Source organism: Microbacterium sp. LMI13-1-1.1 (assembly GCF_040815625.1).
Classification (GTDB): domain Bacteria; phylum Actinomycetota; class Actinomycetes; order Actinomycetales; family Microbacteriaceae; genus Microbacterium; species Microbacterium forte.
Genome location: NZ_JBFPNL010000005.1, coordinates 206061 through 222368, shown reverse-complemented (window position 1 = coordinate 222368; position 16308 = coordinate 206061). Strand labels below are relative to the sequence as shown.

Genomic DNA, 16308 nt, shown 5'->3' with positions numbered 1-16308 from the left:
TGCACGCGAAGAGCATGTGCGCGCGCAGCACGGCATCTGTCGTTCACGAGGAACGACCGGACAACCCGTCAGTCAGGAGAGACGTCGGTGTCGGCGACCAGCGACGTCGGCAGGACGTCGTCGGGTGCACCGGGGGTGCGCTCCACAGCACGGAACGCGACAAGACCCGCGTCGCTGAGGTGTGCGGGGGAGAGTGAGGAGGCTCCGCTCGAACCGGCGGAGGAAGACGGCGCCGCGGGGGCACCGGAGGGCGGAGAGAAAGGCGAGGGCCGGTCATCGGATGCCGGCGCACTCGTGGCGGGCACAGTGATGGGTGCTTCCGGCTGGAGTCCGGATGCTGCCGGGTCGACTGGCTGAAGGCGCGCGACCGCAGGGGAGTGGAGGCCCGTCCGCGCATCGGCTGCGGCAGGGATCGGTCCGACCGGATCGGAGTCCGGCCCGGATGCGGGAACGGCTGGCCGAGTGGGCGTGAGGCCCGGGACGATCGGCGGCACGGTGTTGTCGACGACCTCCCCGACGATCGGTGTCGTCCCGTCGACGACACCGACGACCACGTCGATCACTGCGGGCACTCCGAGATCGCGGGTCACATCTCCGACGATCGGCAGTCCTGCGATCAGGTCCGTCACAGGTGTCACGATCGGCGCCACCGGGGATCCGCCGACCAGATCGGTGACAGGAGTGACGACGGCCTCGGCGGTGTCGTCGACGATGTCGACGATCGGCGACGTCGCCGGGCCGACGACCGGAACCTGCGCGATCGTCTCCGCGACGTGTTCGACGGTCGGCTGAGCCACCTGCTGCACCGGCTCGACGACCTGGGTCGCTATGGGCTCGACGACGTGTGTGACGACCGGCTCGACGACGTGTGTGACGACCGGCTCGACCACCTGGGTGACGGCCGGGGCCACGACCTGGGTCACGACGGGGGCGACCGGCGCCACGATCGGCGTGGTCGCTGCCGTGACGGTGTCTTCGACGGTCGAGACCGTCTCGCTGACGACAGAGGAGACGCCGTCGAGCAGAGAATCGCTCGAGCTGTCGTCCGCGCTCGCAGACGACGCTCCCGTGAAGATCGTGATCGCCGCCCACGCGACCGCGCCCAGGCTGCCCCACAGGGCGACAGCCGGAAGGCCGCGCCGGGCTTCTTGAGCGTTCACGTCGACTTCCCTCCCCCGAGAGCGATCGTTCGTTCACGACGCGCACTGCGTCGATTGCCGGTGACGATACTCCCGGCATATCGCGATGTCTAGAGGGTTCCGCTCGAAAACGATGACATCTCGCGCACATTTCAGGGGGTTGCGCAGTGTGACGCGCCCGGTTGAATCTCGGCTTGACTTTCCCCAGGTTCTACACATCCCCCACCGGATGCGATCAACCTTCAATGCCCAGTTGAACCACGTTCTCATCCACAGGGTGGGGAAACTCTAAACACCAGACCAGAGAGAAAAATAGAACCCTCTTTCGAGGTACTCCACCGAGTTATCCACATGCGTTCTGCACAGACTCTCCGGACTTGTTCGCACGCTTTCCACATAGTTATCCACAGGCCGTGTTGCGACCGAAAACACCCGCTCGTAGCGTGGTGCAGCGACCCGATGTCGGAAGTGCCTGGTTTGCTGTGCGAACGGTCCTTCTCGAGCTGAATCGCATCGAGTGGCCGACGCAGTCGGCACCGAGCACACCGGAAGAACGTCGCATCGAAGGGAGCAGTGTGTCGATCGCCGACATCTCAGAGGAGCGCCTCGGGGGCAAGCGTCCGCCAGAGCGCACACCCCCGCACGACACGCTCGCCGAGCAGAGCGCGCTGGGTGGAATGCTCCTCTCGAAGGATGCCGTCGCCGATGTGATCGAGACGCTCAAGGGCGCCGACTTCTACATCCCCAAGCACGAGCTCATCTTCGAGGCGATCCTGTCGCTCTACTCGCACGGCGAGCCGACGGACGTCGTCGCCGTCACCGACGAGCTCATCAAGACGGGGGAGCTGAGTCGCGCCGGCGGCGCCGACTATCTGCATACGCTCACCTCGATCGTCCCCACTGCGGCGAACGCCGGATACTACGCGGGCATCGTGTCGGAGCGGGCGATCCTGCGCCGTCTGGTCGATGCGGGCACCCGCATCGTGCAGCTCGGTTACGACGGACAGGGCGACGCCACCGACATCGTCAACAACGCCCAGGCGGAGATCTACTCGATCACCGGATCCGAGACTGCCGAAGACTACGTGCCGCTGCAGATCGCGGTCGATGCAGCGCTCGAAGAGATCGAGGCAGCCAGCGGCCGCGACGGGTCGATGACGGGCGTTCCGACGGGCTTCAAGGAGCTCGACGAGCTCACCAACGGCCTGCACGGCGGGCAGATGATCGTCGTCGCCGCGCGTCCTGCGATGGGTAAGTCGACTCTCGCGCTCGACTTCGCGCGCTCGGCATCCATCGGCCACAACATCCCCTCCGTCTTCTTCTCGCTCGAGATGGGCAAGAGCGAGATCGCGATGCGTCTGCTGAGCGCCGAAGGTCAGATCCCGCTGCAGAACATGCGCAAGGGAAACCTCGACCCGCGGGACTGGACCACCGTCGCGGCCACTCGAGGCCGCATCAACGACGCCCCCCTCTACATCGACGACAGCCCCAACATGACGCTGGTCGAGATCCGTGCGAAGTGCCGGCGACTCAAGCAGCGCGAGGGTCTGCGGATGGTCATCATCGACTACCTGCAGCTGATGACGTCGGGAAAGCGTGTCGAGTCGCGCCAGCAGGAGGTCTCGGAGTTCTCGCGAAGCCTCAAGCTCATCGCCAAGGAGCTGCAGGTTCCGGTCATCGCACTGTCGCAACTGAACCGTGGTCCCGAGCAGCGCACCGACAAGAAGCCCGCGATCAGCGACCTGCGTGAGTCCGGCTCGATCGAGCAGGACGCCGACATGGTGATCCTGCTGCACCGCGACTCGGTCTACGACAAGGACGTTCGTCCGGGTGAGGCCGACCTGATCGTGGCCAAGCACCGTAACGGCCCGACGGCGACGATCACCGTGGCCTTCCAGGGTCACTACTCGCGCTTCATGGACATGGCGCCGGGCGGCGACTTCAACTGAGTCGGGCGGGGCTCCCGGTCTCCGCGTGGTCGCATCGTTCGGCTGCGAGCTGATCCGGGGAGGACGGGACGCCCCCACCACGGGGGAGGCGGCAGAAAGGGCGCCCCATCCGATGCCGTCAATGGGCGGCACCCCAGCTGTCGCGTTACAGCGCGACAGAACTGTGAGGCAAGCGTGACACCAGCCGCCTCGCCGCACAAGCCCTATTGTCGACCGGTATGCCGCGGGTCGAGGCAGCGTTCAGATCAGGTCAGCGCTTCGGCGTGACGCCGCAGCTCTCTGCGGTTCGAGACGTCGAGCTTGCGCATGATCCGGTGCATGTGGCTCTCGACCGTGCGCACACTCAGCACGAGTCGGGAGGCGATCTCGGCGTTGGAGAGTCCGCCGGCGGCGAGGCGCCCCACCTCCTTCTCGCGGTCGGTGAGGGTGACAGCTGTCGCACCGAACCGCGCGAGGTCGTAGCTCCTCCCCGGGTGACGGGCACGGATCTGCTCCTCCCGCTCGACCGCGCGCTGCTGTCCGAGGTCGTCCGCCCCCGCCGCGAACCAGGCCCGCGCGAAGCGGCAGGCCGACAGCGCAGTGCCGGTGAGCCCGCGCACGTCGAGCTCGTCCGCGACGGCGAGCATCGCCACGGGATCCCGCTGCACCAGCGCGCTCACGAACGAGGCCTGGGCCGCCAGCCCTGCCGCCTCCGGCAGCTCCTTCGCGTGCGCCATCGCGGCGGACAGGCGGGTCGGCGTCGGGTCGAGTTCGACGGCGGAGAGCTGGGCGGTGAGCCCTGCCACGCGGGCTCCGCGGTTCCAGAGGGCGTCGCCGGAGCGGGCGAGCAGCTCGGCGGCCTTCTCGGTGCTTCCGTCGAAGGCGAGCAGCTGCACCTGGGGCCACGCCTTGCTCTGCCCCGGAAGCGGGCCGTCTTCTGCTCCGAGCTGATCCAGGTCGGCGGCCAGCCGCTCGCCGGTCGTCACCTGCCCTCGTCGGATGGCGACCACGGCGGCGACCGCGAGCAGCGAGAGCTGCACTCCGGGCGGCAGCGGTGAGGGCTCTCCCGCCGAGAAGATGACCTCGAGCAGATCGTCGACGGCCGCATGATCACCTGCTGCCAGATGACACAGCGATGCGGCGGTGCCGAAGGCTCGCACGGCGTCGATGTCGAGATAGCCGTGCGCCTCGTCGAACCCGCGCTGCAGCACGTCGAGAGCGGCGCCCGGGTCGCCCTGGCCGAACAGTGCCATGCCGAGCAGCACCCGAGGGGTGTACCGCTGCTCCTCGTGCTCGAGCGCCTCGATGAGGCCGAAGACCCGCAGTGCATCGGAGAAACGACCGAGGCTGACGAGCACGCTCATCTGGGTCTCGAGCATCATCAGCTTGACCGCCGCGGGCAGCTCGTCGGACACCTCGAGGCGGTTGCCGAAGTCAGCGGGCACGGTGTCGAGGTTCGCGAGCAGCTGCACCTCGACGGCCCGCAGCATCCCGGCGTGCGCACCCACGGTCTGGGCATCGTCCTGCAGCTGCGCGACCGCTCGCTGCAGGTCGTCGTCGACGTAGGCGGTCCACTCCGCCTTGAGCGCGGCGAACTCGGCACGACTGGCGTCGTCCCCGGTGCGCGTCGCAGGAGACGAGAGGACGTCGGCGATCACGTCTCGCACCCTCGCTGTGTGCGTGTGCATGAGGGCACGGATGTAGCGCACGGCACTGGCGGCGGTCGGGTTCGCCTCCCACTCGGCGGCCGTCACGATACGGCGTGCGCGGGCACGCTCCTGCAGCAGCCGGACGAAGAGAGCATCCTGACCACCCGACGCGGTCGGAGACGACTGCTGGTCGGTGAGCACCGACCACACCGACTCGGGCGTGCTCAGCTGTCGCACGATCTGGCTCGTCAGTCGCGTGCGTCGCGCTGTGAGCGGCTCGTGCCGGAAGAACTCGACCAGCAGCGGCGGCATGACGGCGACGAGCTGTCGGTCGCCGCTGGGGATGAAGGTGATCATCCGGCGCTCCTCCAGCAGCTCGAGCGTGCCCCAGTCGACGAGCTGGCTCGCCGTGTCGATATCGGCCACCCCCACGATCGCGATGATCTCGAGCGCATCACGCGTGGCGTCATCGAGGCTCTCGAGGTGCGCCTCCAGCACGGCTCGCAGTCCGCTGCTCCACAGATCGCGGGTGGCGGTCCACTCGCCGCCGCGCAGCACGAGACGCTTCTCACGCACGGTCGCGTCGACCAGGCTCAGGGCGAGGCCGATGTTTCCCCCCGACTTCGCGAACACCCGGCTCATCGTGCTCGCCTCGATCGGGTGCGACAGATACTTCTCCAGAGCCGTCTCGAGCTCCTCGAAGCGCAACGGGGTCATGTCGATCACGTACGAGGGTTCGAGAGTCGACGCGGGCAGGCCGCTCGGAGTGTGTCTGGCTCGAAGACCCTGCAGGCGAGAGAGCACGATCGGCACGCCGTACTCGCGTCGCACCGACTCCGCGACACCCCACGACGACTCGTCGAGGTCATCCCAGTCATCGAGGAACAGCACCGAGCGAGAGGCGCGGAGCGCCTGGCGCAGCGAGTCGGCGGTCTCGTGAAGGCTCGGCCCCGGCCGTTGACCACTGGTCGCGCCGATGCCGGCGAGATGCAGTGCGGCGAGCGGATGCTGGCGCAGCGACGCGATTCCGCGCACGGAGACGACCGTCCATTCGTCCTGCTCGACCCGGGCACGCAGCGCCTTGAGGAAGGCGCTCCGACCCGAACCGCGGCTGCCGACGACATCGATGCTGACACCCGCCTGGATGAGGTCCACTGCCGCGGCGAGACTCTCTTCACGACCGACCACCATGAGATTCCGCTTCCTCACGTGATGTTCCTATGCAAAAGCTACTCTCCCGGGCCTGTCAGAGATAGCCGCGCGGCGGGGGTGATGCGGCTGCTCCCTCGCATGAGCTTTCCCGGTGGCGGCGTCGCTGGTGACGTGAATCCCGAGGAGTACGAGCGACGAGTGCCGACCTTGCGTACTCACGAGCGATCAGCGGCAGGGCGAAGCGGTGCGGGCCAGTACCCGCGAGGGCACTACTGAGCATCGACGCGTGGTACTCCGCAGGGTCGTGCACACCCGCCACGCAACCGTCGGAGAGGCCCACTGATATCGAGGCGGCGGAGTGCTGAAGACGCCCGAAACCCCTGCAAGCGGGCAGGTCGCCGACCGCATCCTTAGGATGACCGCCCTTTCTGCGCACATCGTGCCCGCGGTCTCCCATCACTCGAGCGCGGCACATGTGTCGCGCGGAACCCTCTGGAGGACGTCAGCTGTGAGCGCGAGCCCGCGAGAAGAAGGTCGTCGACAGGTGCGCCGCCGGCGTCGCCTGGTGCGGCGCATGCGCCTCGTCTCTGCGGTGACGGCATGCGTCGGCCTGATCGCCGGCGGCCTCCTGGTGGCGGCTCCGGCAATGTCCGCGCCCAGCCACGAGCTCGAGATCACCAGCCTCGCGTTCTCGGGAGTCGATCAGGCGCCGGGTGATGGCGTGTGCCGGACAGCCGACGGCTCCTGCACGCTGCGCGCCGCGCTCGAGGAGTCGAATGCCCTGAACGGTGCGCCCGGGGCCGTCGTCATCGGCGTGAAGCCCGGCCTCAGCGGCATCATCCGTCCGGTGATGACCCGCTCCACCGCGAACTGGATGCAGACGAGCGCGGTGTCGACCTGGGATGACGGCGCCTTCTATCGCATCACTGCACCTGTCACGCTCGACCTCGACAATCGTGTCTCCATCATTCCGACGTCCGAGTCGACCGAGGCGGCGGCATTCGAGATCAGCGGTCCCGACATCGCGCTGAAGAACTTCCGCGACATCCTCTCCAGCGGCACGTCCATCGTGATGGGCGAGCAGGCGAAGCGGGTCAGCCTCGCGGGCGGCTCGACCGTGACGAAGGAGAACTACTACCCCGAGCGCTTCGTCGTCTATCGCCAGGGTGCCAGCGACATCTCGGTCAGCGACTACGAGCTGCAGGGGTTCTACCACGAGGGACAGCAGACCTCAGGGCTGTTCCTGTTCAACGCCACGACCGCCACACCGATGAAGAACATCTCCATTGCGCGGGTGAAGGTGAGCTACACGGCCGGCGGCGTGTGCAACGGATCCGACGGCTCTGGCTGCCGCACGAACCTCACCACCTTCTCGCCGCGCGACGCGAACGTCGTCCTCGACGGCTTCTCGTTCACCGATTCGACCGTGAGGAACCTCAACGGGGCGACGGCCTTCAAGTTCTCGAACAACAGCACGACGGGTGTGAGGCTGTCGAACCTGAACATCTCGGGCAACCAGTTCCTCAACTCCGTCGGAAACGGCACGGGAGACGAGTACGCGTTCGTCACGCTGCCCCCGGGCACCCTCAGCGGAGAGAACCGGATCTCGCGCAACGACTTCGTACGCGCGACGTCGGGACAGACCATCGCGATCTCCTGGGACGGCCTCACCCGCACCGGCACGGTGCCGAGCGGGCTCAGCATCACCGACAACTACTTCGACGGCTACGAGTCGAGCATCCGTCTCTCGCGCAGCGGTCTGACCACCGTCTCGGGCAACACCTTCGGCACGCGTTCAGGGTCGCAGGGCAGGCCGGCGACGGGGGAGGAGACCGGCGACGGAGGCTCGCTCCTGGTCGACAACGGAACCGAATCGAACCAGACGGTGTCGACGTGGTACCCCACTGCCGCGGCGTCGGTCGTGGCGGCTCCCTCGAGCGGCGCGATGGTCGCAGCGCCCCGCGCCACGTTCACCGGCGGAACATGCACCGCGGAGATCACGGTGGCGAAGCCTGCAGGCAGCGGCAAGTCGGTGCCGAGCGGACCCGTGTCGCTCGACCTCTACTGGACGGCCGACCGCACAGCCGAGATCCACCTCGGGCGCGTGACCGGAGTGACCGCCGCTGCGGCATCCGTCGCCTTCTCGCTGCCCGTCGGACCGCAGCCGCTCGCCGGCGCCACCGTGCCCGCCTCCGCGCAGGCCGTGAATGCCACGACGGGCGACGTCTCGGGTTTCGTGCGCGTGCAGACGCACGTCGAGACGACGCCGCAGCTGACGTCGTCGCAGCTCAGCCGCGCGGTGGGCGTGACCGGCAACTGCCGCCCGACTCTCACGCTCGATCAGGCCGGCGGTCAGAACGACCCGACCATGAGTCGCGACCTGCACTACACGCTGAGGTCTTCGCTGCCTCTCGACCCGTCCACCGTCACCGCGGATGACATCCAGCTGAGCGCTGCGGCGACCGCCGGGACCCTCGATGCCGAGCGCCTCGATCCGCGAGTCATCGCCGTGACTCCTGTCGCGGGCACGAACGGACTCGAGTTCGACGTGGTCGCGCGGGTCGACGACTCGGCATCCGTCTCGGCGACTCTCGCGGCCGGTCGCGTCACGTCGACATCGGGATTGACGAACACCGCTGCTGCGGTCTCTGCCGACCCTCGAGTGACCTTCGTCAACCCGCTGCAGGTCACCTCGACCCGGTTCACGCTGGTCACGGGAGACGAGAAGGGCAAGTCCTACGCGATGATGCTGCGAGCCGGTGCGCCCGTGCCGACATCGCCGTTGATCTTCTCGTCGAAGATCGACGCAGTGGGCGTCGCGCACGGAGTCGGTCTCTCGACTTCCACTCCGGTCATCGCCCCTGGCGCGCGTTCGACGGAGTCGATCGTGCTGCAGGCGACCGACGGAGATGTCACGGCGAACACCGAGGCGACCATCGCAGCGACCGTCGCCTCAGAGGACGAGAACTACGACGGGCTGGTCGTGCCGTCGGTGAGCGCGTTCCTGTTCGCCACAGACCCGACCATCGAGATCGAGAAGCGGGCCTACGCCGACGTGGCGGATGCCTCGACTCCCGCGACGATCGAGCAGACGGGTAGGCCCGTGCTCACCGGCGCGCGCCTCGTCGACGGACAGGCGGTGTGCTTCGTGTACACGGTCACGAACCGATCGGCCGACGACTGGATCACGAGCCTGCACGACATCGTCGTCACGGACTCGGATCTGCGCCTGGGCGCGCGGGGAGTGATCGGCTCGATCTCGCAGCTCGCCGTCGGCGAGAACGCGAAGGTCGCCGCGTGTGGCACGATCATCTCGAACGGCACTGCCGACGGGTGGGGACGATGACCGCCGTCGAGGCTCGGCCCCGCGGCCGCACGCTGCCCCTGGTCGTGAGCGTGATCTCCGTCGCAGCCCTGACGGTCGCGGCGATCGGCGCCGGCACCTACGCCCTGTGGTCGTCGGAAGACACGTTCGCAGGGTCTCTGTGGCAGGCCGGCGACCTCTCGATGACCACGGAGGACGCATCCTGGCGGCAGATCACCCCGGGCGTGACCGAGCCGCGGTCCGGCGACCTGGCGACCACGCCCGAGGACTTCTTCACGATGCCTGGCGACGTGATCGAGATCACGCAGCCGCTCGAGACCTACCTGTGCGGCGAGAATCTGACCGCGGCGCTCAGTGTCGAGTTCGCGTCTCCCGACGCAGTGCGGGCGCAGGAGGAGACGGGCGAGATCGCGATCGCACTGCGCGTGGAGAATGCCGAGGGAGACACGGTCGCGACCGGCTCTGCCGACGGGACGCCGCTGGCCGTTCCCGGTCTCGCGGGGTCGTCGCAGGGCGAGTCCGATCGGTGGTCGGTGATCGTGACCGTCGAGGTGCGCGGCGACTACGCCTGGACGGACGCCGACGTCCACAGTGCCGCGGGAGTCTGGGCCGCGGGCGACCTCATCGTGCGTCTCGATCAGGTGCGCGCGAACGGTGCCGGTCGATGAGGCTGCGCACGACTCTGTCGCTCACCGCCGCGATCGCCGGTGTCATGGCCTTCGGGGTCGTCTCGACAGCGAACGCGCTGTGGACCGCGAACGACGCGGTCGCGGTGCCTGAGCTCCGCACAGGAGCAGTGACCTTCGGAGCCGCCGCCGAGTCGCAGCGTGTGCTGTCGGCGGCGGGCGAGCCGGTCGAGATCACCCTGCCCGGCACCGAGATCGCCACGGTGCTCGATCAGGGCGGCTTGAGAACAGAACCCGTGATCTGGCGCTTTCAGGTGACCGGGGCCGCTCTCGGCATCGCCGGACTCGACTACGACATCACGCTCGGCGATCAGGTCTGGCACGACGGTCGCTCGGCCGAGCTCGCCGGGGGCGTCGCCCAGGACGGCACACTGCTGGCGGACTCGACCGTTCGGATCTACCCGGCCGGCCTCGGCGACGACTGCTCGGTGATCCCCGACGCGCCCGTCGACGGCGGGGCCGCCGTCAACGTGCACCTGCTCGACGCGTCCGATCGCACGCTGCAGGCGCCCGCGGCCAACCCCACCGGCACCGAGGTCACGCAGACCTGGTGCGTCGCGATGCTCTGGAACCACCGTGCCGACGGCGTGTACGTCTCGGAGGCGAGCGCCCGGGGGATCGCCGTCGACGGCAGCGAGAACCGGGACTTCGACACGTGGGACGCCGCGGTGGCGTTTCCCGCGTCCCTGAACGCCATCGGCGTCTACGACCACACGGCGTGGGCGGAAGGGACCGGCGATGACGGCACCCTGTCGCGCGACGACTCGTCGTGGAGCGGATCGGTGCATCCGGATCCCGGGGGCGAACCCGACCTCGTGATCCGCATCGACCCCCGTGTGACGAACGCGAACCCCGCCGTCGCACCCGGCGATCACGCCACTCGCTAGTCGCCGAAGCAGAAACACACCACCCAGGAGAAGGAAGAAGAACATGTCCAACCAGAATCCTCAGATCATCGTCGTGACCGAAGAGCGGAAGAAGCGCCGCGGCGCTCTGCTGCTCGTCGCCGGTGGCGCCGCCGCACTGCTCGCGGGCGGGTCGACGTTCGCCCTGTGGACGGCGACCGACGGCTTCAGCGGCGGACAGATCACCGCCGGCGACCTCGACGTCGTGCAGACTGCCGACACGACCTTCTGGGACGTCTCGGCCGACCGCGACGACGCCAGCGCCACCGTCGTCGGCACGGACGGCTCGCAGCTCGGCCACGCGCTGGCCCCCGCGGATGCGTCGACCTGGCGCATCGTGCCCGGAGACAAGGTCGCGGCCTCGTTCTCGGCCGACGTGACGCTGGAGGGAGACAACCTCGTCGGTCGCCTCTCGCTCGACGGTCTCACGGCGAACGACTACGACATCAGCGGCATGACCTACACCTACGAGGTCTACCAGGACGGTGCGCTCGTGCAGCCTGAGATCGCGCTGCCCGTCGCGGCGGATGCGACGCTGCTGTACCTGTCGGCGCCGCAGACGGGTCAGAGCGCTGGCCTCGAGGACGCGAACGGCACCACCGTGCTCTCGATGGCCGAGACCACCGAAGACGTGACGGTCGTCGTCTACGGCGCCTTCTCGTCGACGGTGACCGACCGCACCGACGTCGCGCTCACCGACACGCTGTCAGGGCTGAACCTCACGCTCGAGCAGGTTCGCGACACCGGCGAGCAGTTCTAAGACCCACCGTCGGGAGGCGCCCCGAGACAGGGGCGCCTCCGTCGCTCACGATCATGAAGAGAGACGCACGCATGCGCACCACCGGCAGGATTCCGAGGAGCTGGTACGAGTCGCCCTGGCGCATCGCCGGACGGGCCGTATGGATCGCGTTCGTCGTGACGCTGCTCGCGCTCATCGCCGCGCTTCTCGTGGTGCCGCGTGTCTCCGGCGGCACCTCGCTCACGGTGCTCACGGGATCGATGGAGCCGACATTCGCACCCGGTGACGTCGTGGCGGTGCGAGGCGTCGCGCCCGATCAGGTGTGCGCCGAGATCGGGGTCGGCGACATCGTGACCTATCTTCCCGAGCCGGGCGACCCGGCTCTCATCACCCACCGCGTCGTGGGCAAGACCGTCGGCACGTTCGACGACGGCACGGACTGCAGGCTCATCACTCAGGGCGACGCGAACTCCGCCGCAGACGCGCCCGTGTCTCCCGAGCAGGTTCGCGGGGCGATGCTCTACAGCCTCCCCGCCCTCGGATGGGTGCGCCAGTGGGCCACCGACAACATCGTGGTGCTCGGCGTCGCGCTCGGCGCCGGGCTTCTCGGCTACGGCGCATGGACCACCTTCCGGCGGCCTCGCACCCGCGTGATCATGACCTCCGGGCGGGGCGTGAACGACGCCCCCGCGGCATCCGCGGCCCCTGCCGTTCCCTCTGTCGCCGACGACCTCCGGATCCGGGAGCTCGATCTCAGAGAGCGGGAGATCGCGATCCGCGAGGAGGAACTCCACCTCGCACGGCTCGGACTCCTCTCGCTCGACGACGATTCGCTGCGCGAGATGCTGTCGCACGCGACGGATGCCGAGAGGAGCCGGCGATGAACGGAGTGGACGGCCTCCTCGCGGAGGCACGCCGTCGCACCCGACGGGAGACGTCCATCGCCTGGATCCTCGCCGTCGTGCTCCTGCTCATGCTGGCCGGGGTGCTCTCTGCGGCGGGCGTGCTCCCTGCCGTGGCGGCGGGTTCGACGACCGGCGTCTCGACGACCGGCGAACCCGTCGACACGGCGGTGGCACCGGCATCCGGGGGTGGTTCGCAGTCAGGGGATGTGATTGCCGAGGCCGCCTGGGACGGTCCGGCGACGCACCTGGACTGGTCGGGCCGGGGGTATTCGACCGCGGAGTCGTCGTTCGTCGGTCGCCGCATCGCCGCGCCGGGAGATCGCACTCGACGCACCCTGATGCTGACGAACAGCGGTCCTGCGCGAGCCGGCCTCACCGTGTCGCTGCGTCTGGATGAGAGCGTCCCCGGCGGCGCTCGCAATCCCGGCCTCGCCGACGAGGTCGAGCTGTTCTGGAGCGTCGGCGGTGTCGAGGGGCGGCGGCGCTTCTCCGCACTCGCCGAAGAGATGACCGGCACTGTCGACATCGCCGAGGTGCGGGTCGCCCAGGGTGAGACGGTGGCCGTGGAGATCGGGTTCGAGCTCCCCTCCGCGACTGCATCGCAGCGCAACGAGGGACAGGAGTCGACCGAGCTCGCGTTCGATGTCGTGTCTACGATGTCCGGTGAGGTCGACGAGCAGCCGACTCGGCTGGCGGCGACGGGGGCAAGCTCGCTCCTCCTCTCCGGAATCGCGGCGGCGCTGCTGCTGCTCGTGGGGCTTCTCCTCGTCGCCGGCCGTCGGCGGCGGTGCGATGACTGCTCGAGGACCATCGGTCAGGACGAGGCCTGGGTGGATCTGACAGAGCCCGACCGCGGCCGTCGGCGCGTGTGCCCGGACTGCGCTCTGCGCGGCACTACTGCGGCGGGCACTCCGCACTACTGAGAGATCGGGCGTCGGCACCGGAGATCGCGGTTCCCGGCTCGGAATCCGCCCCTTCTCGGCGTGCGAGCGCGCGGTTCACGAGATGGTTGAACCGTTCGATCACCCCGTCGGATCACCGCGGATCATCCGCACGAACGCCGCCACAGAGTCGCATCCCTCCCCGATCGCGACTTCTCCTCCCCGGATCGTGGCGGCGTTCATCCGTTCGCGCTGGCTTCGATGACCCGCGGACGCGAGGACGACCACCGCACTCCTCCGCGAGCACGTCCACCCGGTGGTGACGATGCAGGGGTTCGTCCGCGGCAGCGGTGCGCTTCGTCGCGTCGAGGATCCGGTAGACGCCTAGAGCGTGATGTCGGATGCGGAGGCGAGCGGTCGCCACTCGGTCGATCGCGCACTCGGCCGGGCGAGCACATCGGCGTCGAGCAGGGGCCCCACATCGACCTTCGTGACTCGGGCGATCTCGGCGACCGGAACCTGGAACGTGCGGAAGGCACCCAGTGGCGGCGCGGCCAGCAGGCCGTCGGAGGTGTCGACCAGCTCGGACTGATCGAGCACGAACCCTGCGGCCGACAGGCCATCCGGCGCCTGCCAGGCCGCGATCTTCCAGAACCGGAGGGGGATGCGGATGCCGCGATACGGCGGGTCGTCGTCGCCCAGCACAGGCGCGGTGAAGACCGAGACACGCTGATCGGTCGTCTCGGCATACTCGATCACATGGTCTTCCAGGCCGAGCCAGAGGTCCTTCGACTGGTTGAATCCTGCCGCCTGCGGGGCGGCGTTCGGATAGAAGAAGGTCGCCTCGGTGGCATCCCTCGCCTCATCGGCATCGCCCCATCCCGGATCACGCCGTCGCACGAGATGGCCGCGATCGAGGTCGTTGCGCGCGTAGACATCGGGACCCGTCTGCAGCTCGTCGCCGATCCGGGGGTCGAGCCTCCACTCGCCGGTGCGCGGCAGTTCGCGCAGCAGCGCTCCGTCGATGTTCACGCCGGTCACGGAGGCCAGCCGACGGTCGCGGTCGAGCAGCACCGTGAAGCGCGGGTAGGTCAGCTCGGTCGCATCCTGCGCCGGCCGGGGCAGGGAGACTCGCGTCGGAAGGAAATCGAGGTCGTATCCGTCTGCCATACCGTCATATTGCCTCGTGCCCCCGACATCGCCGACCATCTCCGAACACGGGAACGCCCCCACCCGGTCGCTTCGGGAGGGGGCGTTCGCTGTCAGCGGGTCACGGCGTGGGCATGCCGCCGTTGACGTTGAGCGTCTCGCCGGCGACGTAGCTCGACTCGGCCGAGGCGAGGAACACGTAGGCGGGTGCCAGCTCGGCCGGCTGACCCATGCGGCCGAGAGGCGTGTCCTCACCGAACTCCGGCAGCTTCTCCTGCGGCTGTCCGTCGCTGGGCTGCAGCGGGGTCCAGATCGGCCCGGGTGCCACGGCGTTCACGCGGATGCCCTTCGGTGCGAGCTGGTCGGCGAGGCCCTTGGTGAAGGCGTTGATCGTGGCCTTGGTCGACGCATAGTCGACGAGGATTCCCGACGGCGAGTACGCCTGGATCGACGTGGTGTTGATGATGGTCGATCCGGCGGGGAGGTGCGGCAGCGCGGCCTTCGTGATCCAGAACATCGCGTAGACGTTGGTCTTGAAGGTGTCGTCGAACTGCTCGTCGGTGATGTCGGTCAGAGACTCCTGATAGACCTGCTTGCCGCCGTTGTTGACGAGGATGTCGAGACCGCCGAGCGCACCGACCGCTTCTGAGACGAGCGTGCGGCAGTACTCGGGGTCGCGCAGGTCGCCGGGGATCTGCGCGACGGTGGCGCCCGCTTCGCGAAGGATGTCGGCGATCCGCGCAGCATCCTCCTCCTCTTCCGGAAGGTACGAGAGCGCGACGTCGGCCCCTTCACGGGCGAAGGCGATCGCGGTCGCCGCCCCGATGCCCGAGTCGCCGCCGGTGATGAGAGCCTTGCGGCCGGTCAGACGGCCGGTGCCGCGATAGCTCTCCTCGCCGAGGTCGGCCTTCGGAGCGAGGTCGGCGTCGAGCCCTGGTTCGGGCATGTGCTGCTTCTCGGGCTCGATGTCGGAATAGAGCTCGGCCGGGTTGACGAAGGTGTACTGGTCGCGAGACATGGGGTGTCCTCTCGGTCGCTGGTCTGGGGGTATGTCTCCAGCGTGCGCCGAGGTCGGGATGTCGGCCAGCGCCTTGCGTCTGCGGACTCAGGTCGCTAAGGGCGAAGCCCGGGGCCGTCGTCGATGTCGCTGGGGGGAGGAGAACTGCTCTTCGGGAGGAGAGATTCGCAGGATTGCTCCTCCCGAAGGGCATATCTCCTCCCGAGAGGGCGGCAGCGAGGGGGTCGACCAACCCCCGGCGCGCGGAGTAGCCTCGCCGCATGGGCCGACTCATCTACTCCATGATCACGTCGCTCGACGGTTACGTCAGCGGGCCCCACGGAGGATTCGACTGGGCGCTCGATGAGGAGCTGCACGACTTCATCAACAGGCAGTTCGCCGACGTCGGCACCTATCTCTACGGGCGGCGGATGTACGAGACGATGGTCTATTGGGAGACCGCCCACCTCGAGCCCGATCAGCCGCAGGTCGGCATCGACTACGCACGGGTCTGGCAGGCGGCCGACAAGGTCGTCTTCTCGAAGACGCTCGCCGAGGTGTCGAGCGAGCGCACGCGGCTCGAGCGCACGTTCGACCCCGAGACCATCGAGCGCTGGAAAGCCGAATCAGACAGTGACCTCTCTGTCGACGGGCCGACGCTCGCGGCCGAGGCGATCCGCGCGGGTCTGGTCGACGAGTTCGGCCTGTTCATCGGTCCGGGGATCGTCGGGGGCGGCAAGCCGTTCTTCCCCGGCGACGTGCACGTCGATCTCGAACTGCTCGACGACAAGCGCTTCAGCAGCGGGGTGATGTTCCTCCGCTACGCGACGCGGCGGTGACGGCGATCGCTGCC

12 protein-coding genes are annotated in these 16308 nt (G+C 68.5%); 8 read left to right on the top strand and 4 right to left on the bottom strand.

Features of this window, described 5'->3' with window-relative positions:
• Positions 1-68: 68 nt before the first annotated feature.
• Positions 69-1160 (bottom strand): hypothetical protein, encoded by a 1092-nt coding sequence (locus tag MRBLMI13_RS07945; RefSeq protein ID WP_367821666.1) that lies wholly within the window; start codon positions 1158-1160, stop codon positions 69-71.
• A 554-nt stretch (positions 1161-1714) separates the two neighbouring features.
• Here MRBLMI13_RS07945 and dnaB point away from each other — a divergent pair.
• Positions 1715-3088: a replicative DNA helicase gene (gene dnaB, locus MRBLMI13_RS07940; RefSeq protein WP_042541564.1), complete on the top strand. Its 1374-nt coding sequence runs from the start codon at positions 1715-1717 to the stop codon at positions 3086-3088.
• Between the two features lie 245 nt (positions 3089-3333).
• Here dnaB and MRBLMI13_RS07935 read toward each other — a convergent pair whose 3' ends face one another.
• A complete protein-coding gene (locus tag MRBLMI13_RS07935; RefSeq protein ID WP_367821664.1) occupies positions 3334-5925 on the bottom strand; it encodes a LuxR C-terminal-related transcriptional regulator in 2592 nt (863 codons plus the stop codon).
• A 517-nt stretch (positions 5926-6442) separates the two neighbouring features.
• On the opposite strand from MRBLMI13_RS07935, the gene MRBLMI13_RS07930 reads away from it, so the two are divergent.
• The 6 genes from MRBLMI13_RS07930 to MRBLMI13_RS07905 all read left to right on the top strand — a co-directional run bounded on the left by MRBLMI13_RS07930 (position 6443) and on the right by MRBLMI13_RS07905 (position 13351).
• Positions 6443-9214, top strand: coding sequence for a hypothetical protein (locus tag MRBLMI13_RS07930; RefSeq protein WP_367821662.1), 2772 nt, complete (start codon positions 6443-6445; stop codon positions 9212-9214).
• Positions 9211-9861: a SipW-dependent-type signal peptide-containing protein gene (locus MRBLMI13_RS07925; protein ID WP_367821660.1), complete on the top strand. Its 651-nt coding sequence runs from the start codon at positions 9211-9213 to the stop codon at positions 9859-9861. Before MRBLMI13_RS07930 ends, MRBLMI13_RS07925 begins: the two co-directional genes overlap by 4 nt.
• A complete protein-coding gene (locus MRBLMI13_RS07920) occupies positions 9858-10766 on the top strand; it encodes a hypothetical protein (RefSeq protein ID WP_367821658.1) in 909 nt (302 codons plus the stop codon). Before MRBLMI13_RS07925 ends, MRBLMI13_RS07920 begins: the two co-directional genes overlap by 4 nt.
• A 43-nt stretch (positions 10767-10809) precedes the next feature.
• Complete coding sequence (locus MRBLMI13_RS07915) at positions 10810-11544, top strand: SipW-dependent-type signal peptide-containing protein (RefSeq protein WP_367821656.1); 735 nt, start codon at positions 10810-10812, stop codon at positions 11542-11544.
• Between the two features lie 71 nt (positions 11545-11615).
• The gene (locus tag MRBLMI13_RS07910) at positions 11616-12407 is read left to right on the top strand and encodes a signal peptidase I (RefSeq protein WP_367821654.1); all 792 of its coding nucleotides are present in this window, start codon (positions 11616-11618) and stop codon (positions 12405-12407) included.
• Entirely contained in the window at positions 12404-13351 is a 948-nt protein-coding gene (locus tag MRBLMI13_RS07905; protein WP_367821652.1) for a hypothetical protein, read from the top strand. The genes MRBLMI13_RS07910 and MRBLMI13_RS07905 overlap by 4 nt, the downstream gene beginning before the upstream one ends.
• Before the next feature lie 342 nt (positions 13352-13693).
• Here the strand turns inward: MRBLMI13_RS07905 and MRBLMI13_RS07900 are convergent, their stop codons facing one another.
• Together MRBLMI13_RS07900 and MRBLMI13_RS07895 are read right to left on the bottom strand one after the other, a co-directional pair.
• A complete protein-coding gene (locus MRBLMI13_RS07900; RefSeq protein WP_367821650.1) occupies positions 13694-14479 on the bottom strand; it encodes a DNA/RNA non-specific endonuclease in 786 nt (261 codons plus the stop codon).
• Positions 14480-14579: 100 nt separating this feature from the next.
• Positions 14580-15476: an SDR family oxidoreductase gene (locus tag MRBLMI13_RS07895; protein WP_367821648.1), complete on the bottom strand. Its 897-nt coding sequence runs from the start codon at positions 15474-15476 to the stop codon at positions 14580-14582.
• A 260-nt stretch (positions 15477-15736) separates the two neighbouring features.
• On the opposite strand from MRBLMI13_RS07895, the gene MRBLMI13_RS07890 reads away from it, so the two are divergent.
• A complete protein-coding gene (locus tag MRBLMI13_RS07890) occupies positions 15737-16294 on the top strand; it encodes a dihydrofolate reductase family protein (protein ID WP_079113816.1) in 558 nt (185 codons plus the stop codon).
• The last annotated feature ends 14 nt before the right edge of the window (positions 16295-16308 follow it).